The sequence below is a fragment of the Streptomyces pallidus (ex Mingjun et al. 2026) genome (assembly GCF_051550185.1).
Lineage (GTDB): Bacteria > Actinomycetota > Actinomycetes > Streptomycetales > Streptomycetaceae > Streptomyces.
Genome location: NZ_CP196181.1, coordinates 2,583,001 through 2,600,535, shown reverse-complemented (window position 1 = coordinate 2,600,535; position 17,535 = coordinate 2,583,001). Strand labels below are relative to the sequence as shown.

Here is a 17,535-nt window from a genome sequence, read left to right as displayed (position 1 = left end):
CGCGGGGTCCGGCCGTCGACGCCGGGCCCCGCGCTCGCTCTGTCTCCCCGAACGACCGGCAAGTACAGGAGCCCTCCTGATGTACCGACGCTCCGCCGCGGCTGCTGTTCTGCTGGCCGCAGCCCTGACCCTGACCGCCTGCAGCTCCGGCGGCGACGGCGGGTCCACCGAGGCGGCCAAGCCCAAGCCGCCGACCGCCTCGTCGGTCCCGGACCCGGCGGACGCCACCGGCACGCCCCCGTCGCCCGGGGCGAAGCCGACGGGCCCCGTCCTCCCGGACGCGAAGCTCACCCCGAAGACGGGCAGCTTCACGGACAAGGAGAAGAAGTACCTCAGCGGCCGGGTGCCGGAGAAGATGGACCCGGCGGCCTTCCTCCAGACCGGGCAGGAGTCCTGCCAGCGGGTGGAGCGCACCGCCAAGCGCGACAAGGACGCGGCGACCGGAGCCGTCATCGCCGGCGAGATCCCCGACGCGACGAACGCCATCACCCACCTGTGCCCGGAGCAGAAGCCGATCCTGGCCGCCGCCGAGAAGGGCTTCCCGGACGGCACCCGCCCGGCGCCCGCGCAGGGCACCTACCGGGCGCTGACCACCCAGGGCACCGCCTGCACCTGGCAGGTCAAGGGCAAGGACGGCGCGGTCGTGGCCTCCGGCCCGGAGACCGCGCCGAAGCCGGGAGACAAGATCACGGCCTCGGTCCCGGCGGGCGCGGCGGAGTTCACCTCCACCGGCTGCTACGCCTGGATCCCCGCGTAACCCCGTACCACCAGCGCCCCCGCGGGCCCGGAGCACCGGGCCCGCGGGGGCGCGGCCGTGTCCGGCCGTGTCCGGCCGTGTCCGGCCGTGCGCGGCCCGGGCAGCCCGCCCTCGGGCCCGGCCGCTACGGCAGGTCGCCGGTCGGGAGCCAGCGGGCCGGGTCGGTGCCCCAGCGCGAGGGGCCCGCGGGCCAGTCGCGCGGACCCCCGGCCAGCGGCGGCGCCGCGTACCGCAGCCTGCCGTACGCCGACGGGATCTCCCGCAGCCAGGGCCCCGGCCCGGGCGCCCCGGGCCCGTGGGCCTCGTGGGCCTCGTGGGCGTCCGGGGCGGCCGGCTGCCGCGGCACCTCCCGGACCAGCCAGGAGGCCGTGCCGGCCAGCGAGAACCGCAGCACCCGCCCGCCGCCCTCCGCCAGCGCGCGCAGCACCCCGGCGGCCAGCAGGTACCCCGTCCCGTGGTCCAGCGCCTGCGCGGGCAGCACCCCCGGCGCCCCGTCGGGGCCCGCCTCGGCCTCGGCGATCCCGTATCCCGCCTGGACCAGCGAGTCGAAGCCCCGGCGCCCCGCCCACGGGCCGTGCCACCCCCAGGCGCACACCTGGGCCACCACCAGACCCGGCCGCCGCGCCACCAGTTCCCCGGCGGCCAGCCCGTACCGGTCGAGGGCCCCGGGCCGGTACCCCGCGACCACCACGTCGGCCTCCGCCAGCAGTTCCCCGAAGACCTCCCGGTCCGCCCGGTCGGCGAGGTCCAGGCGGGCCGACCGCTTCCCGAAGCCGGTGTCGGCGTGGGCGTCGTCCGCCTCGGGCAGCCCGGGCGGGTCGATCCGCAGCACGTCGGCGCCGAGCAGCCCGAGCGTGCGGGTGGCCACCGGCCCGGCGATCACCCGGGTCAGGTCGAGCACCCGCACCCCGGAGGCGGGCAGCCGGCCGGCCCCGAGCTCCCGCCCGCGCCCGCCGGTCCGCTGCACCTCCACCAGCGGTTGCGGCGCCCCGAACCCCCGTGTCACGGCCACCGCCAGCCCGCCCGCCGCGTACACGGCCTCCTGCACCTCGACGGCCCTCCGCCCGGCCAGCTCCGCCCGCAGCCGCTCCGGCGTCAGCCCGCCGGACCCGGAGCCGGAGCCGAGGACGCGTTCCAGTGCGGCCCGGTGGTGCGGATAGTTGGCGTGCGTGCGCAGCCATCCGTCGGCGGTGCGCCAGAACCCGGACAGCGGTGCGAAGGACACCGGGGCCCGCCCGTCGACCCGCAGGTGCCGCTCACTCGTGAACGCCGTCGACACCGCCCCCTCGTCGACCACCAGGCCGGGCAGGTCCGCCACCGTCCTTCCCGCCCGTACGGCCGCCAGCTCGGCCGCGGCGAGCGAGCACACCCCCACGCTCGCCCGCGCCAGTTCGCGCACCGGCAGCCGGGCCGCGCCCAGAGCCCCGGCGCCCCGGTACCCCACCCGCCCGCCCAGCCCGGGTGCACCGCCGAGCGCCGTCCATGCCTGCCGGGTCGCCGGGTCCCCGCCCTCATCGGTGATCATCCGCCCATTGTCGGGCGCGGGGAGCCGGCTGTCAGCTGTAGCCGATGGCGCAGCCGCGGCGCAGCGCGTGCTCCGCCGCCCCCAGGTACAGCGCGGTGAAGTAGGCCGCGTCCAGCTGGTCCAGCCAGGGGCCGGCACCGTCCGCGGCGGCCCGCCGCACGTCCAGGTCGGCGAACCAACCCGTCAGCGCGAGGGTCCCGCCGTCCCGCGGCACGCTCCCCGGCAGCCCCAGCACCCCGGCCAGCCGCCGGCCCGCCTCGGCGGTGCGGTGCGCACTGCGGACCCGGGCCCCGTCGCCCCCCAGCTCCGCCGAGACCGGCAGTTCGATGACGCCGTGGAAGTCGACCGGCACCAGCACGTCCCAGTCCAGCAGGGCCTCCTCGCACCGCCAGGCGGCGGGCTGCGCCCGGCACAACGCCTCCAGGCCGTCGTACGGCCGGTTCACCTTCTCCTCGAACCGGTCGGGCGGGCCCGTGGGCCGCCCCGCACGGTTCCGCCGGCCGAACAGGCCCGGCAGCCCGGCGCGTTCCGGCTCGGGTTCCGCCTCCGGTGCTGCGGCCGCCGGAGTGAAGGCGCCCAGCCCCCGCCGTGCCAACTCCTCGTCGAGGGCGGCACCGAGGGGCCCGTAGAACTCCCCGTCCACCCACTCGGCCGCTGCCACGTCCACCACGTAGATCCCCATGGGCCCAGGCTAGGACGGGCCACCGACGACGGCCGGCGGTTCAGCGGCGCAGCGCGGCCCCGTAGACGGGCAGCAGGGTGTCGAGGACCGCGTCCATGGAGAAGGACCCCGCGGCCAGGGACCGGGCCGCCCGGGAGGCGGCCGCGTTCGCCGCCGGGTCCAGCAGGGACAGCACCGCCGCGGCCACGCCCGCCGGGCCCGGCTCGACCGCGAGACCGGCTCCGGCCGCCGCGACGTCCTTGGCCAGCCCGTTGGAGTGGGTCACCACGCTCGGGACGCCCACCGCGAGGGCCTCCAGCACCGACATGGGGAACGGCTCGTCCACCGACGGCAGCACGTACACGTGGGCCCGCCGCAGCTCCGCCTGCACCTCGGCACCCGACAGCGCCCCCGGCACGGTGAACCGGTCCGACAGCCCCAGCTCCGCGATCCGGGTGAGGACCGCGGCGCGCTCGCCCTCGTCGGGACCCGCGACCACGAACTGCGCGTCCGGGTGCGCGGCCAGGACGGCCGGGGCGGCGTCCACGAAGTCCACCGGCCGCTTGCGGGCCTGGAGGCGGGCCGAGTACAGGATGCGCGGCGGCCCGCTCGGAGCCGGGCGGGCGTCCTGCGCCGGGGTGCCGTTGACCAGCCGGACCGCACCGGCCAGCGGCCCGCCCACGACCGCGTCGAGCCCCTCGCGCTCGTACGGGGTGAGGTACAGCACCGCGTCGGCGCCGCGCAGCACCCGGCGCACGGCCAGCGCGTCCAGCACCTTGGCGAGGAGCCGGCCGCTCGGGTCCACCATGCCGTGGGTCTGGAGGACGAGGGGCCGCCCGGCGCGCAGCGCGGCCAGGGCCACCGGCAGGGTGACCAGGTCCCGGGCCAGGTGGACGTGGACCAGGTCGGCGTCGCGCACGAGGCGCCCGGCCGAGGCCAGCAGGGCCGGCGAGGTGATGCCGCTGAAGCCGAGCGGCAGCAGCCGGCGGGCCGGGAACAGCCGCGCGGGGACGCCCTCGACCGCGGTGGGCCAGGGGTCGCCGAAGCCCTCGCCGAGGCCCACCAGGCCGACTTCGTGGCCGCGGTCCCGCAGCCCCCGGGCGAGGTTGAGCGCGACCCGCACCGGCCCGCCGAAGGCGTGCGACGGCGAGTGCAGCGTGACGGCGTGCAGGACTCTCACTTCGGTTCCTCCACCGGGCGGCGCCGCCCGTCCGAGGTCTGCAGGGTCAGCGCGGGCAGGTCCTGGTGGACCACCGATCCGGCGCCCGCCACCGCGCAGCGGCCGACGGTGACCCCGGCGAGCACGGTCGCCCGTACCGCCACCCAGGCGCCGTCCTCGACGGTGACGGGCGCGTTGCGGTAGCGGAAGTCGGCGGCGCGGTGGTCGTGGGAGCCCGTGCACAGCACGGCCTCCTGCGAGATGCACACGTTCGAACCGATGGTGACCGGCTCCAGGTTGAGCAGCCAGGCCCCCTCGCCTATCCAGGTGTGGTCGCCGACGGTGAGCTTCCACGGCCACAACACGCGCACCCGGTGGCGGATGAGGACGCCCTCGCCGATCCGCGCGCCGAACGCGCGCAGCAGGGCCACCCGCAGCCGGGCGGGGCAGAACCACGCCATGAACAGCGTGTTCATCACGGCGAACCAGAGCGCCTGGGTCAGCAGCCCGCGCCCCTTGTCGTACCCGGCCAGCGTGAAGGAAGGAAGATCACGCAACGCTTGCCCCTCGTCGTTCCACCCCGGCCGCGCCTCCCCGGCGCGGCCCGCTCAGACTAGACTGCGCGCGGACCAGGCACATGGGGTGGGGGCAGCAGTGGCAACGGAGACGCGCAACCCCCTCCTCGCGGCGTTCCGGCCTGAGCCGCGCGACCCCTTCGACGAGGCCGACGCGAACCGTTGGGGCCGGATCACCAGCCCCCGGACCCTGCTCTCCCGCGCGCTGTCCGTCCCGCTCATCCTCGGCTTCACCGTCTTCCTGCCGCTGTTCGTCGCCAGCCAGCCCGGCGACGGCCAGCGCGACGCGGCCTTCTGGCTCCAGCTCCTGCTCACCATGTACGCGGGCGCCCGGCTCTCGGCGATGGTGCTGACCAGCCGCCGCAAGCTGCTCCAGGGATCCTTCTGGCTGTTCGTGTACATGGCGATGGGGGTGGCCCCGCTGGCCCAGGCGGTCCTGGGCCGGGTACCGACTCCGGTGGTCGGTCCCCGCTCCGACCTCACCCTGGCCATCGGTCTGGTCCTGCTCGGCTGCACCGCGTTCGACGTGGGCGTCCTGCTGGCCCGCCACCGGCCCGCCGGTCGGGCGGGCGGCTCCCGCAAGGAGCGCCGCACCGTGATGGCGCACCGGCGCCGCCTCCAACTGCTCACCGTGCTGGCCTTCTTGTGCAGTGGCGCCTTCATCCTCAAGCTCGGCGGCCCGGCGGTGTTCTTCTCCAGCCGCCAGGAGATCATCGCGGGCATCGAGGAGGCGGGCGTCTCCAACGGCGACGGCCAGGCCGGCCAGGCGTTCCTGCGCGGCTTCGGGACCGTGCCGGCGCTGCTCGCCCTGCTGCTGTACACGCGCTGGCTGATCACCTCGCAGTACGCCCGCCGGAAGGTCTCGATCATCGTGACCTGGGGGGCGCTGTGCGTGCTGAACCTGGTCGTCAACAATCCGATCTCGAACCCCCGCTACTGGTTCCTGACCGTCATGTTCGCGCTGCTCTTCACCGTCTTCCCGGTGAGCGCCGCGATGTACCGGGTCGCCCTGTCGATGGCGGTGGTGGTGGCGCTGCTCGTCTTCCCCTTCGCCGACCGCTTCCGTTACGACGAGAAGAACTACAAGCCGGTCGAGACCACCTCGTTCCTGGAGCCGATGGCCCTCAAGGACTACGACCAGATCGGCATGTTCGCGAACACGATCACCTTCTCCGAGTCCGGGCCCGGCCACTTCTACGGCCAGCAGCTCGCGGGGTCGGTGTTCTTCGCGGTGCCGCGCTCGGTCTGGCCGGGAAAGCCGCGGGACACCGGCGTGATGGTCGGCCAGTGGATGGGCACGGTCAACACGAACCTCTCCTCCCCGATCTGGGCGGAGCTGTGGATCGACTTCGGCCCGCTCGGCATGGGCGCCGGGCTGCTGGGCGTGGGGTACGCGGCCGCGCGCGTGGACCGGCGCTACGCGAAGCGGGCCACCCGCCGGGCGCCCTCGGGGAGCCTGATCTCGGTGGTCGTCCCGCTGGTCGCCGGGTACTCGTTCATCCTGCTGCGGGGGCCGCTGCTGCAGGCCTCCGGCCGGGTGGCGATCGCGGGGCTGTGCCTGGCGCTCGTGGCGACGTACCGCTCGGACAGGTCCACCACCCTGCGCTGAGCGGCGGGCCCGCGGGCCCGTCCGGCGGCGGGGCCGCGCGCGCGGGTCGGGCGGTGGACGCCCTACTTCGCCTCGACGTGCAGCAGCATCCGCTTCAGGAGCGCGGAGAGCGCGGCGCGCTCCGCGTCGTCCAGCGGCTCGATCATCTCCGCCTCGGCGACGCCCCGCCAGCGCATGGCCTCGCGCCACCGCCGGTGTCCGGCGTCGGTCAGCTCGACGTCGACCCGGCGGCGGTCGCCCGCGGCCCGCACCCGGCGGATCAGCCCGGACCGCTCCAGGCTGTCGAGACGGCCGGTCATCCCGGCGGGGGAGAGCAGGAGTTCGGCGGCGAGCTCGGCGGAGGGGGCCCGCCAGGGCTCGCCGCGGGAGGCGAGCCGGTGCATGGTCTCGAACTCGAACTCCTGTAGGCCGGTCTCGGCCAGGGCCCGCTCCTTGCCGTACTTGACGTGCTTGGCCAGCAGCTGGATCCGGGTGATGACCCCCTCGGTGGGCACGTCGAAGGGCACTTTGCCGCTCCACCGGGCGATGTGGCGGTCGACCGAGTCCTCGGAGTCCAGGGCGTCCATGCCGGAAGTATCGCACCCCCACCCGTGTATTTCGTTGACGAATGATTCGCTGGCGAAATATTCTCGGCCCCATGACCTCGCCGATCACGCGGCGGCTCCTCACCGGCCGGACCGCCGCGGCCCTCGCCACCGCCCTCATCCCCACCACCCTCACCCTGGCCGTCGTACCGACCGGTTCGGCCGGCGACCTCGGCATCGTGCTCGCCAGCGAGCTGCTGCCGATGCTGCTCCTGCTGCCCGTCGCCGGCGTCGTCGCCGACCGCCACCCCGCCCGGCGGGTCGTGCTCGCCGCCGACCTGGTCCGCGCCGCCGCCCAGGCGGCCACCGGGCTCCTGCTGCTGGCCGGCCCCGCCCGGATCGGCTGGCTCGCCGCGCTCGCCGCCGTCACCGGCGTCGGCGTCGCCTTCGGCAACCCCTCCGTCCGCACCCTCGTCGCCGCGGTCGTCCCGGTCGCGGACCGTCTGCGCGTCAACTCCCGGCTGGCGGTGGCCGGCGGGCTCGCCCAGATCGCCGGGCCCGCCGCGGCCGGCGGCATGATGCTGACCGTCGGCGCCGGCTGGTCCTCCCTGCTCACCGCCGCCCTGTTCGCCGCCTCCGCGCTCACCCTCGGCGGACTGCGTCCGGCCGCGGCGCCGGCCGCCGCTCCCGCCCGGCCCGCCCCCTCCGCCGCTCCCGCCGGCCGGGCCGGCTTCGCCGCCGAACTGCGGGGCGGCTGGGCCGAGGCCCGGCGACACCCCTGGTTCCTGGCCAATGTCCTCGCCCACGGGGTCTGGCACCTCGCGGCCGGGCTGCTGCTCACCCTCGGGCCGCTGATCGCCGTGGAGAGCCTGGGCGGCGCCGGCTCCTGGGTCGTCATCGCCCAGGCGGGCACGGCCGGGGTGCTCGCCGGGGTCTGGGCGGCCCGCCGGCTGCCGATCCGCCGCCCGCTGCACGGCGTGGCCGTCGGGGCCGCCGTACAGGCCCTGCCGCTCGCCGCCCTCGCGCTGCGGCTGCCGACGGCGGTGACGGCCGCCGCCTACTGCCTCGCCATGTTCGGGCTGGGGGTGCTCAGCCCGCTGTGGGAGACCGAGTTGCAGCGCCGCATCCCGCTGGAGGCGCTGGGCCGGGTCGGCTCCTTCGACACCCTCATCTCGTTCGCCGCCCGCCCGCTGGGCCTGGCGGTGGCCGCCCCGCTGGCCGGGGTCACGGGGACCGCGGCGCCGCTGCTGGTCGCCGCCGTGCTGACCGCCGCCGCGAACCTCGGGGTACTGCTGCTTCCCGACATCCGTCGCCTCCCGGCGGAGCGGGAGGCCGAACTCGCCCTGCGATGATGTGGCCTTCGTACACACGTGCCTCACCCGTGCGCGTGTGCCGCCGCCGGGATCAGGGGTACGCATGTCACGTTTCGGAGCCGCGCTGCGGGAGCTGCGCGGGGCGCAGAAGTCGGCGAAGGGGGTCTCGCTCTACTCGCGGTTCGTCAACCGGCCCGCGGGCCGGTACCTGGCGGCCTCCTCCTACGTCCTCGGACTGACTCCGAACCAGGTGACGCTGGTCAGCGCCGCCTTCAGCTTCGCCGCCGTGGCCGCCGTGGCCCTGTCCGCGCCCTCGTGGGGGCTGGGGGTGGCCGTCTGGGCGGCCCTGGCCGTCGGTTTCGCCTTCGACTCCGCGGACGGGCAGCTCGCCCGGCTGCGGGGCGGGGGCAGTGCGGCCGGCGAATGGCTCGACCACGTCGTGGACTGCGCCAAGCTGACGGCGCTGCACACCTGCGTGCTGATCGCCTTCCACCGCTTCCCCGAGGCGTACGGGACGGGCGGCGCCGGCTGGCTGTTGGTGCCGCTCGGCTTCCAGTTCGCCGCGGTCGTCACCTTCTTCGGCGGGCTGCTGACCGAGAAGCTCAAGCCCAAGCCGGCCCCCGGCAGCCCGGCCGCCGCCCCTTCGACGCTGCGCGCGGTGGCCTTGCTGCCCGTGGACTACGGGGTGTTCTGCCTGGTCTTCCTGCTGCTCGGCGGCGGGGGGGCGTTCCGTTGGGCCTACGCCGGACTGGGCGCCGTCGCGGCGCTGTTCCTGCTGGCGTTCCTCGCGAAGTGGTTCCGCGAGCTCAGCGCCGTTCCGCGGTGACGGAGGCCGCGGGCGGTTCGGCGAGCGCGTCCAGGGCCCGGCGCAGCTGGGTGCTGGACGTGTGCACCGTGTAGGGGAAGTACACGACGTCGACGCCGACGGCCGCGAAGTCCCGTTCCAGCTTGTCGCCCTTGGGGGTGCCCCGCCAGTCGTCGCCCTTGAAGAGCACGTCGAAGCGGACCTGCTTCCAGGTCTCCACCTTGTCCGGAACCGTCTCGACGAACGCGGCGTCCACGTACCTGACGCTGCGGACGATCTCCAGCCGCTCCACCAGCGGGATCATCGGGCGGCGCCCCTTGGCCCGCTCGGCCATCTCGTCGGAGACCACCCCGGCCACCAGGTAGTCGCACTGACTGCGGGCGTGCCGGAGGATGTTGAGGTGTCCGATGTGGAAGAGGTCGTATGCGCCCGGCGCGTAGCCGACTCGATACGGTCTGCGCGCGCCGGCGCCAAGTTCGGGCATGTCCCGCTCCGTCATGAGTTACCCCCCAGCAACCACACCCCCCGGTGTGGTGGATTAGCAGACAATAGCGTGCACGTTCCGCGGCGTGCCGGTGAACGAATAGGGTGACGTGCGCATCATCCTGGGGAGAAGGGGACCTCACGTGTCCACATCCGGTCACCGGCGATTGCTGCTGGTTTCCACCAACTACGCTCCCGAGCACGCGGGTATCGGTCCGTACGCCACCCAGATCGCGGAGCACTGGGCGGGTCTCGGCCACGAAACGCACGTCCTCGCCGGCATGCCGCACTACCCGTCGTGGTCGCTCGAACCGGAGTACAAGGGCGCGTTCCGGCGCACGGAACGGCGTGCGGGTGTCACCGTGCACCGGCGTGCGCACACCGTGCCCGCCGTGCAAACCGCCGTCAAGCGCGCCCTGTTCGAAGGATCGATTCTCCTCCACGGTGCCGCCGCCCCGCCCCGGATGCCCCGCCCGCACGCGGTCATGGCCCAGATGCCGAGCCTGGCCGGGGGCGTGCTCGCCGCCCGACTCGCCGCCAAGTGGAAGGTCCCCTTCGTCCCGGTCGTCCAGGACCTGATGGGCGCCGCCGCCGCGCAGAGCGGCATCAGCGGCGGGGACAAGGCGGCCGCCCTCGCCGGGCGGGCCGAGGCCTACGCCCTGAAGCGGGCCACCCTCGTCGGCGTCATCCACGAGACCTTCGTCGACCGGGTCGTCGGCATGGGCGTGGACCCGAAGAAGATCCGCCTGGTGCCCAACTGGTCCCATGTGCCCCAGCCGACCAAGCCGCGCGGCGAGACCCGCCACCACCTCGGCTGGGCGCCCGACCAGACCGTCGTGCTGCACTCCGGGAACATGGGCCTCAAGCAGGGCCTGGAGGTCCTCGTCGGCGCGGCCCGGCTGGACCCGAACGTCCGCTTCGTACTGATGGGGGACGGCAGCCAGCGCCCCGCCCTGGAAGCCCTGTCGGCCGACGTCCCGAACCTGGACATCATCCCCCCTGCCGCCGACGGAGAGTTCCCGGATATCCTCGCGGCGGCGGACGTACTCGCCGTCACACAGCATGCGGCCGTGCTCGACATGAGCGTGCCGTCCAAACTGACCTCCTACTTCCAGGCCGGCCGGCCCGTCGTCGCCTCCGTGGCGGCGGAGGGCGGCACCGCCCAGGAGGTGGAACGTTCGGGCGCAGGGGTGCTCGTACCGCCGGAGGACCCCGAGGCCCTGCTGAAGGCCGTACGGGTCCTGGCCGAGGACCCCGGCGGCGCGGACGCACTGGGGGCGGCCGGGCCCCGCCACGTGGCGGCCCACCTGAGCCGTGACGCGGGCCTGGCCCGCATCGACGCACTGATAGACGAAGCACTTGGGGGTCCGCAGTCGTGATCGAGACGAACCGCCCCGCAGCGGTCCCGGCCGAGGACGAACCCGACCTCCTCCGCGACCAGTTCCGCCAGCTCCTGCGCTACCGACGGCTCATCGGCGCGGGGTTGGGCATCGGACTGCTGGGCGGCGTCTACCTCGGCGTCTCCACCGCCGACACGTACGTGGCGACCACCGACGTGGTGCTGCGCGCCCCCACCGACGACCCGTTCAACCCGAGCCTCGCCCCCGATAAGGCGATCAACATCGGCTCGGAGCGCCAGGTCGCGCTCTCCAGCTCCATCGCCAACGAGGCCGCCAAGAAGCTCGGCGTGTCCTCGAAGGACTTCGCCGCGCTGCGCGGCGGCCTGCAGGTGACCAACCCGCCGCAGACCATGGTGCTGCGCTTCACCTACACGGCCTCCTCCCCCAAGGAGGCCGCGAAGCGCGCCAACGCGATGACCGACGCCTACCTGCTCAAGAGGCAGGAATCGCTCGACGTGACCCGCGACAAGATGGTCAAGGGCTACCAGGAGCAGCGCGACCCCGTCGCCAAGCAACTCGACGAACTCGTCAAGCAGATCAACGGCATGCCGTCCGGCCCGGCCCGCGACGCCGCGTACTCCTCCAAGACCGACCTGCAGGGCAAGGTCAACACCCTCAACAGCAACATCGCCAAGCTCCAGGCCCTGGACATGACCCCCGGCCGGGTCACCAGCGCCGCCACCCCGCCCAGCGACGGCGACGGGCCGGGCATCCCCATGTCCCTCGCCCTCGGCGCGGCCGTGGGCCTCGCGCTCGGCCTGCTCGCCGCCTGGGTCCGGCTCGTCTTCGACCCGGCGCCCCGCTCCGAGGGCGACGTCGCACGGGCCCTGCGCGCACCCGTCCTCGGCTCCCTGCCGCGGGACAAGAGCGCGGGCGGGCCCCTGCTCGCGGCCGGCGAGGAGGACCCCCGCCTCGCGGAGGAGTTCCGCCAGGTCGCCTTCCGGCTCGCCTACGACTCCCGCTTCGCCGACCGGCGCCGCCTCCTCGTCGTCGCCCCACGCGGCAGCAGCGAGATCGCCGCCGCCGTGGCCGTGAACCTGGCCGCCTCCTTCGCGGAGACCGGCAAGGACGTCCTGCTCATCGAGGCCGACCTGCGCACCCCGATCCTGGCCAGCCAACTGCCCACCGACGCGGGCAGCCGCCCGCGCTGGAGCCAGCAGCCGGGCACCCCCGCCCACGGCGACTCCGACTGGCCGGACGGGCGCCAGCTCGTCGTCGACGCGGGCGAGTCCGGCGCCTTCGACCTGATCCCGGGCGACCGGGTCCGCAACGTGGCCCGCGCGCTCACCTCCCCGCGCGCCACCCGGCTGATCTCCGAGGCCGACTCCCCGAACTCCACCGTCGTCGTGCTCGCCCCGCCCGTCCTCTCGTACGCCGACGCCCTCGCCCTCGTCGACCGCGTCGACGGCGTCCTCGTCGTCTGCGACCCGCGCGCAGTGCACCGCAGCGACCTGTCCCGGATACGCGAGCTGATCACCGGCGCCGGCGGCACCGTGCTCGGCGCCGTCGTGCACGCCCCGCTGCCGGTCGAGAAGCGGGGCCGCGGCGGCAAGTCCAAGGGCGGCTCCCCCGCCCCGGCCTCCACCCCGGCGCCCGCGGCCCGGCCACAGCCCCGACCGGAGCCGCTCACCCGGCAGTCGACCGGGCAGGACCAGCACATTCCGGGCGACGGGACCGACACCGTGGCCCTGCGCACCGTCCGCATGGGCAAGAGGTGAGCCGACGGGGCCTCGCCGCCGTCTCCTCCGTCCTGGACCAGGCCGCCTCCAGCGCCACCAACATCCTCGTGCTGGTGCTGGCGGCCCGGCTGTCCTCGGCGGCCGGCTTCGCCGACTTCTCGATGGTGTACGTGGCGTTCAGCGTGCTCCTCGGGCTGAACATGGCCTACGTCGGCCAGACCGTGGTGCTGGAGAAGGACGCCGGCCGGCTCGGCGCGGTGTGCCGCTCGGCGGTCGGGTTCACCGCGGCCGCCGCGGCCGCCGCCGGGGCGGTGCTGGCCGCCGCCGGCCTGGTACTGCCCGGCTCCGCCGGGTGGGCCTTCCTCGCCCTGGGCCTGGTCCTGCCGCTGGTCCTCGTCCAGGACGGCCTGCGGTACTGCTTCTCCGCGCTGCGCACCCCCGGACGGGCCCTCGCCGCGGACGCGCTGCGCCTGGCGTGCGTCGTGGCCGCGCTGCTCGCCCAGCCCGAAGGGTCCTCACCGGGGCGGCTGGTACTGGTGTGGGGTCTCTCCGCGCTCCCCGCGCTGGGCCTCGGCCTGCTGCTGCTCCGCCCCTTCGTGCGCGGGGCGCGGGCGGACCTGCGCCCGTACCTGCGGCGCGGCCACCTCGGGCAGCGCTTCGTGGTGGAGTTCGCCGTCGGCAACGGCTCCAGCCAGCTCGCGGTGCTGGGCCTCGGCGTGTTCGCGACCCCGCTCGCGGTGGGCGCACTGCGCGGCGCCACCACCCTGTTCGGACCGCTGAACGTCCTGTTCAACTCGGCGAACGCGTTCGGACCGCCGGTCGTGGGCCGGGCCCCCGGCAAGCGGGGCGTGGTCCGGCTGACCCTGCTGATGGGCGCCTCGCTCGCGGTGCTCGGCGCCGGCTGGGCGGCCGTGCTCCACGCACTGCCCGACGGCACGGGGCGTCAGCTGCTCGGCGACACCTGGGGGGCCGCGGCCGCGCTGCTGCCGGCGACCGGGGCCCAGTACGCGGTGATGGGGCTCGGCACCTGCGCCCTGCTCACCCTGCGGGTGCTCCGGCCGAAGGCCACGCTCTCCCTCCAGGTGGTGTTCTCCCTGCTGTCGGTGGCCCTCCTGCTCGGCGGGTACGCGGCCTTCGGCGTCGCCGGGGCGGCCTGGGGACTGGCGGCGGGCTCCGCGCTCAAGGCCGCGGCCGGCTGGCTGCGGGTGGCCCGCCTGAAGGCCCCGGCCGAGCCGCTGACCACCGCCGCCTGAACCCCCGCCGAGCCCGGCCGACCCCGGGCCCGCGTTCCGCGGTGCCTCAGTCCGCCACCCGCAGCAACAGCACCGACCGCGCCGGCACCGTGAGCGTCTGACCGCCGCGGTGCCGGGTGCCCGGCGGGACGGCCTGCTCCTCACGCGCGGTGTCCAGCAGCAGCTCGTACTCCCGCGCCCACGGAGGCCCCGGCAGCACCCATGACAGAGGCCGGTCCCCGGCGTGCAGCAGCGCGAGGAAGCTGTCGTCGCCGACCTGCCGCCCCCGCTCGTCCCGCCCCGGGATGTCCCGCCCGGACAGGTACATGCCGAGGGCGGCGGTCGGCGCGTACCAGTCCCGCTCGGTCATCTCGACGCCCGCCGGGGTGAACCAGGCCAGGTCCCGCAGCCCGTCCGCGCCCTGCGCCCGACCCGAGAAGAACGCCTTCCGGCGCAGCACCGGGTGTCGCCGGCGCAGCTCGACCAGCCGCTCGGTCAGCGTGCACAGCTCCCGCCAGGCCGGATCCTCCAGCAGCGACCAGTCCACCCAGCCCGTCTCGTTGTCCTGGCAGTACGCGTTGTTGTTGCCGCCCTGGGTCCGCCCGAACTCGTCGCCCGCCACCAGCATCGGCACCCCCGTGGACAGCAGCAGCGTGGTCAGCAGGTTGCGCAGCTGCCGCCGCCGCAGCCGGCGGATCCGGGCGTCGTCCGTCTCGCCCTCCGCACCGCAGTTCCACGAGCGGTTGTCGTTGGTGCCGTCCCGGCCCGCCTCGCCGTTCGCCTCGTTGTGCTTGCGCTCGTACGACACCAGGTCGCGCAGGGTGAAACCGTCGTGGGCGGTCACGAAGTTCACCGAGGCGTACGGCCGCCGCCCGCCCCACGCGTACAGGTCGCTCGACCCCGACAGCCGGTACCCCAGGTCCCGTACGTCGGGCAGCGCGCCCCGCCAGAAGTCCCGCACGGCATCCCGGTAGCGGTCGTTCCACTCCGTCCACAGCGGCGGGAAGGCCCCCACCTGGTAGCCGCCCGAGCCCACGTCCCACGGCTCGGCGATCAGCTTCACCCGCCGCAGGACCGGGTCCTGGGCGATCACCGCGAGGAACGGCGAGAGCATGTCCACGTCGTGCATCGACCGGGCCAGCGCCGCCGCCAGATCGAAGCGGAAGCCGTCCACGCCCATCTCCGTGACCCAGTAGCGCAGCGAGTCCGTGATCAGGCGCAGGACGTGGGGGCGGCCCGCGTGCAGGGTGTTCCCGCAGCCGGTGTAGTCCGCGTAGCGGCGCTGGTCGGACTGGAGCCGGTAGTAGCCGCGGTTGTCGATGCCGCGCAGCGACAGGGTCGGGCCCAGCTCCCCGGCCTCCGCCGTGTGGTTGTAGACCACGTCGAGGATGACCTCGATCCCCGCCGCGTGCAGTGCCCGCACCATCCGCTTGAACTCGCCGACCTGCTGCCCGGCCGTGCCGGACGAGGAGTATCCGGCGTGCGGGGCGAAGTAGCCGATCGAGTTGTAGCCCCAGTAGTTGCGCAGCCCCCGGCGCAGCAGGTGGTCCTCGTGCGCGAACTGGTGCACGGGCAGCAGCTCCACCGCGGTCACCCCGAGCCTGGTCAGGTGTTCGATCGCGGCGGGGTGGGCCAGGCCCGCGTACGTGCCGCGCAGCTCCCGCGGGACGTCCGGGTGGGTCATGGTGAAGCCGCGCACGTGCAGCTCGTAGATGACCGAGTCGGCCCACGGGGTCTTCGGCCGGACGTCGTCCGACCAGTCGTCGTCATCGTGGACCACCACCCCCTTGGGCACGTACGGCGCCGAGTCCCGGTCGTCGCGCACGGTGTCCGCGATGTACTGCTGCGGCCAGTCCCGGACGTGCCCGTACACCTCCGGCGGCAGCGCGCCGTAGTCGTTCCCCTCGCCGCCGTCGACGGCCCGCGCGTACGGGTCCAGCAGCAGCTTCGCCGGATTGAACCGGGCGCCCGTCCACGGGTCCCAGCGGCCGTGCACCCGGAAGCCGTACCGCTGCCCGGGCCGCACCCCCGGCAGGAAGCCGTGCCAGATCTCGTGCGTCAGCTCGGTCAGCGCACACCGGGTCTCGGCCCCGTCGGCGTCGAACAGGCACACCTCCACGGCCTCCGCGCCCTGCGCCCACAGCGCGAAGTTGGTGCCGGCCGTCCCGTCCGGTCCGGCCCGGAACCGCGCCCCCAACGGGTGCGAGGACCCCGGCCACACCGGGGGGCCCTCGGGCGGCGCGGCCCGCCGCCCCGGCTCCCGGCCCTGCGCGACGACGACCGGGGCCTCGACTGCCCCCACGGCGGCGGTATCCACCGCCTCTTGCTCGGCTGCGCTCGACACTGCCCGCCTCCACGGCTCCTGGGTACCGGCGGGGGCAGGGCTGTGCGGCCCGGGCGTCCCGGCCCGGTCCCGCCCCCGTCTGGTCCTTCCCACTGTTCTGCCCGGACAGTTCCCCCCGGAACGTGGCCCGTGGCCACGTTTCCCCCGGGGGGCCCGGTCGTTGGAGGGTTCGTGAGACTTGTGACGAGGCGGGCGGGGGCGGGCTGGGCCGCACTCGCGGCGTGGACGTGCGTGCTGGGCGGCCTGGCCGGATGCACCGGGGACGGCCGCTCACCGGTCGAGATCCAGCTGCCCGGTAAACCCCGGTCGCCGGAGGAGGCCATTCGGATCACTCCGGAGGACAACGCCAAGGGGGTGTCGGCCGACGGCCCGCTGACCGTGCGGGTGCCCGAAGGGCGCCTGGAGCGGGTCGTGGTCACCAAGGTGGAGGACGCCCAGGAGGAGCGGGTCCCCGGCAGCATCGCCCCCGACGGCCTGAGCTGGAGCCCCGACCCGAGGGCCGGGAAGCTGGCCCTCGCCGCCAAGTACACCGTCGACGCGGTCGCCCGCGACGGCCACGACCGCCGCCAGGCCCGGCACACCACGTTCACCACCTACGTCCCCGGGGAGCGGTTCATCGGCTACTTCAAGCCCGAGAACCGCTCCACCGTCGGTGTCGGCATGATCGTCTCGTTCAACTTCAGCCGGCCCATCGAGAACCGGGCCGAGGTGGAGCGGGCCATCACCGTCACCGCCGACCCGGCCGTCGAGGTCGTCGGCCACTGGTTCGGCCGCGACCGCCTCGACTTCCGTCCCCAGCACTACTGGAAGCCGGGGACCGAGGTCTCCGTCCGGATGCGGCTGCGCGACGTCCAGGGCGCCCCCGGCGCGTACGGCGTCCAGGACAAGACCGTCACGTTCACCGTGGGCCGCTCCCAGGTCTCCACCGTGGACGCGGCCGCGCACACCATGGTGGTCCGCCGCGAGGGGCAGGTCCTGTCCACGGTCCCGATCACCGCGGGCTCGCCCGAGAACACCACCTACAACGGGAAGATGGTGGTGACCGAGATGTACGACGTCACCCGCATGAACGGCCAGACCGTCGGTTTCGGCGGCGAGTACGACATCCCCGACGTCCCGCACGCCCTGCGGCTGACCACGTCCGGGACCTTCCTGCACGGCAACTACTGGGCCAGCCCCGACACCTTCGGTGCCACCAACGTCAGCCACGGCTGCATCGGGCTCCGCGACGACAAGGGCGGCGGGTCGGATACCCCCGCCGGCTGGTTCTTCGACCGGACCCTGATCGGGGACGTGGTGGAGGTCGTCAACTCGACGGACAAGACGGTCGCGCCGAACAACGGGCTGGGCGGCTGGAACATGTCCTGGGCCGACTGGGTGGCAGGCTCCGCGATCGCCTGACCCGGCTCGGCCCGCAACCCCCGCACGGCACCGCCGCACGGCACCCCTCCCGCCCGGCGCCGCCCCAC

General features: G+C 74.8%; 15 protein-coding genes. 8 read left to right on the top strand and 7 right to left on the bottom strand.

Annotated features, from left to right (window positions below; translation table 11 throughout):
- Positions 1 to 79 precede the first annotated feature (79 nt).
- Positions 80 to 757, top strand: coding sequence for a hypothetical protein (locus ACSHWO_RS11055; RefSeq protein WP_438311502.1), 678 nt, complete (start codon positions 80 to 82; stop codon positions 755 to 757).
- Positions 758 to 881: 124 nt separating this feature from the next.
- On the opposite strand, the gene ACSHWO_RS11050 is transcribed toward ACSHWO_RS11055, so the two are convergent.
- From ACSHWO_RS11050 to ACSHWO_RS11035, 4 genes are read right to left on the bottom strand one after another with little or no spacing between them, the layout of a single operon-like run.
- Positions 882 to 2,282 (bottom strand): CoA transferase, encoded by a 1,401-nt coding sequence (locus ACSHWO_RS11050; protein WP_438311500.1) that lies wholly within the window; start codon positions 2,280 to 2,282, stop codon positions 882 to 884.
- A gap of 31 nt (positions 2,283 to 2,313) precedes the next feature.
- Positions 2,314 to 2,964, bottom strand: coding sequence for a hypothetical protein (locus ACSHWO_RS11045; RefSeq protein ID WP_438311498.1), 651 nt, complete (start codon positions 2,962 to 2,964; stop codon positions 2,314 to 2,316).
- A 40-nt stretch (positions 2,965 to 3,004) separates the two neighbouring features.
- Positions 3,005 to 4,123 carry a glycosyltransferase gene (locus ACSHWO_RS11040; protein ID WP_438311496.1) on the bottom strand — a complete coding sequence of 373 codons (1,119 nt, stop codon included), beginning with the start codon at positions 4,121 to 4,123 and terminating at the stop codon, positions 3,005 to 3,007.
- A complete protein-coding gene (locus tag ACSHWO_RS11035; RefSeq protein WP_385849567.1) occupies positions 4,120 to 4,659 on the bottom strand; it encodes a WcaF family extracellular polysaccharide biosynthesis acetyltransferase in 540 nt (179 codons plus the stop codon). The genes ACSHWO_RS11040 and ACSHWO_RS11035 overlap by 4 nt, the downstream gene beginning before the upstream one ends.
- Positions 4,660 to 4,756: 97 nt before the next feature.
- Here ACSHWO_RS11035 and ACSHWO_RS11030 point away from each other — a divergent pair, with 97 nt between their 5' ends.
- Positions 4,757 to 6,286, top strand: a complete 1,530-nt coding sequence (locus ACSHWO_RS11030) for a hypothetical protein (protein ID WP_385849566.1) — start codon at positions 4,757 to 4,759, stop codon at positions 6,284 to 6,286.
- A 62-nt stretch (positions 6,287 to 6,348) separates the two neighbouring features.
- On the opposite strand, the gene ACSHWO_RS11025 is transcribed toward ACSHWO_RS11030, so the two are convergent.
- Positions 6,349 to 6,852: a MarR family winged helix-turn-helix transcriptional regulator gene (locus tag ACSHWO_RS11025; RefSeq protein WP_385849565.1), complete on the bottom strand. Its 504-nt coding sequence runs from the start codon at positions 6,850 to 6,852 to the stop codon at positions 6,349 to 6,351.
- Between the two features lie 71 nt (positions 6,853 to 6,923).
- Between ACSHWO_RS11025 and ACSHWO_RS11020 the strand changes: the two genes are divergently transcribed.
- Both ACSHWO_RS11020 and ACSHWO_RS11015 read left to right on the top strand, forming a co-directional pair.
- Positions 6,924 to 8,162: an MFS transporter gene (locus ACSHWO_RS11020; RefSeq protein ID WP_438311493.1), complete on the top strand. Its 1,239-nt coding sequence runs from the start codon at positions 6,924 to 6,926 to the stop codon at positions 8,160 to 8,162.
- Between the two features lie 64 nt (positions 8,163 to 8,226).
- Positions 8,227 to 8,949 carry a CDP-alcohol phosphatidyltransferase family protein gene (locus ACSHWO_RS11015; RefSeq protein ID WP_438311491.1) on the top strand — a complete coding sequence of 241 codons (723 nt, stop codon included), beginning with the start codon at positions 8,227 to 8,229 and terminating at the stop codon, positions 8,947 to 8,949.
- Here ACSHWO_RS11015 and ACSHWO_RS11010 read toward each other — a convergent pair.
- On the bottom strand, positions 8,930 to 9,412 hold the full coding sequence (locus ACSHWO_RS11010; RefSeq protein WP_438311488.1) for an adenylyltransferase/cytidyltransferase family protein: 483 nt from the start codon (positions 9,410 to 9,412) through the stop codon (positions 8,930 to 8,932). The two genes, ACSHWO_RS11015 and ACSHWO_RS11010, sit on opposite strands and share 20 nt — an antisense overlap.
- A gap of 172 nt (positions 9,413 to 9,584) precedes the next feature.
- On the opposite strand from ACSHWO_RS11010, the gene ACSHWO_RS11005 reads away from it, so the two are divergent.
- The 3 genes from ACSHWO_RS11005 to ACSHWO_RS10995 are packed head-to-tail and all read left to right on the top strand — an operon-like array spanning position 9,585 to position 13,743.
- Positions 9,585 to 10,790, top strand: coding sequence for a glycosyltransferase (locus ACSHWO_RS11005; protein WP_361089294.1), 1,206 nt, complete (start codon positions 9,585 to 9,587; stop codon positions 10,788 to 10,790).
- Positions 10,787 to 12,529 (top strand): lipopolysaccharide biosynthesis protein, encoded by a 1,743-nt coding sequence (locus ACSHWO_RS11000; protein ID WP_438311486.1) that lies wholly within the window; start codon positions 10,787 to 10,789, stop codon positions 12,527 to 12,529. Before ACSHWO_RS11005 ends, ACSHWO_RS11000 begins: the two co-directional genes overlap by 4 nt.
- A complete protein-coding gene (locus tag ACSHWO_RS10995) occupies positions 12,526 to 13,743 on the top strand; it encodes a hypothetical protein (RefSeq protein WP_438311483.1) in 1,218 nt (405 codons plus the stop codon). The genes ACSHWO_RS11000 and ACSHWO_RS10995 overlap by 4 nt, the downstream gene beginning before the upstream one ends.
- Positions 13,744 to 13,789: 46 nt before the next feature.
- On the opposite strand, the gene glgX is transcribed toward ACSHWO_RS10995, so the two are convergent.
- A complete protein-coding gene (gene glgX / locus ACSHWO_RS10990; RefSeq protein ID WP_438311481.1) occupies positions 13,790 to 16,066 on the bottom strand; it encodes a glycogen debranching protein GlgX in 2,277 nt (758 codons plus the stop codon).
- A 180-nt stretch (positions 16,067 to 16,246) separates the two neighbouring features.
- Here glgX and ACSHWO_RS10985 point away from each other — a divergent pair, with 180 nt between their 5' ends.
- Entirely contained in the window at positions 16,247 to 17,467 is a 1,221-nt protein-coding gene (locus tag ACSHWO_RS10985) for a L,D-transpeptidase (RefSeq protein WP_361089290.1), read from the top strand.
- Positions 17,468 to 17,535: the final 68 nt, after the last annotated feature.

Coding starts and splice junctions, on each gene's coding strand:
- ACSHWO_RS11045 (WP_438311498.1), bottom strand. CDS start 2,964: ATGGGGATCTACGTGGTGGACGTGGCAGCGGCCGAGTGGGTGGACGGG.
- ACSHWO_RS11010 (WP_438311488.1), bottom strand. CDS start 9,412: ATGCCCGAACTTGGCGCCGGCGCGCGCAGACCGTATCGAGTCGGCTAC.
- ACSHWO_RS11050 (WP_438311500.1), bottom strand. CDS start 2,282: ATGATCACCGATGAGGGCGGGGACCCGGCGACCCGGCAGGCATGGACG.
- ACSHWO_RS11020 (WP_438311493.1), top strand. CDS start 6,924: ATGACCTCGCCGATCACGCGGCGGCTCCTCACCGGCCGGACCGCCGCG.
- ACSHWO_RS11055 (WP_438311502.1), top strand. CDS start 80: ATGTACCGACGCTCCGCCGCGGCTGCTGTTCTGCTGGCCGCAGCCCTG.
- ACSHWO_RS11015 (WP_438311491.1), top strand. CDS start 8,227: ATGTCACGTTTCGGAGCCGCGCTGCGGGAGCTGCGCGGGGCGCAGAAG.
- ACSHWO_RS11025 (WP_385849565.1), bottom strand. CDS start 6,852: ATGGACGCCCTGGACTCCGAGGACTCGGTCGACCGCCACATCGCCCGG.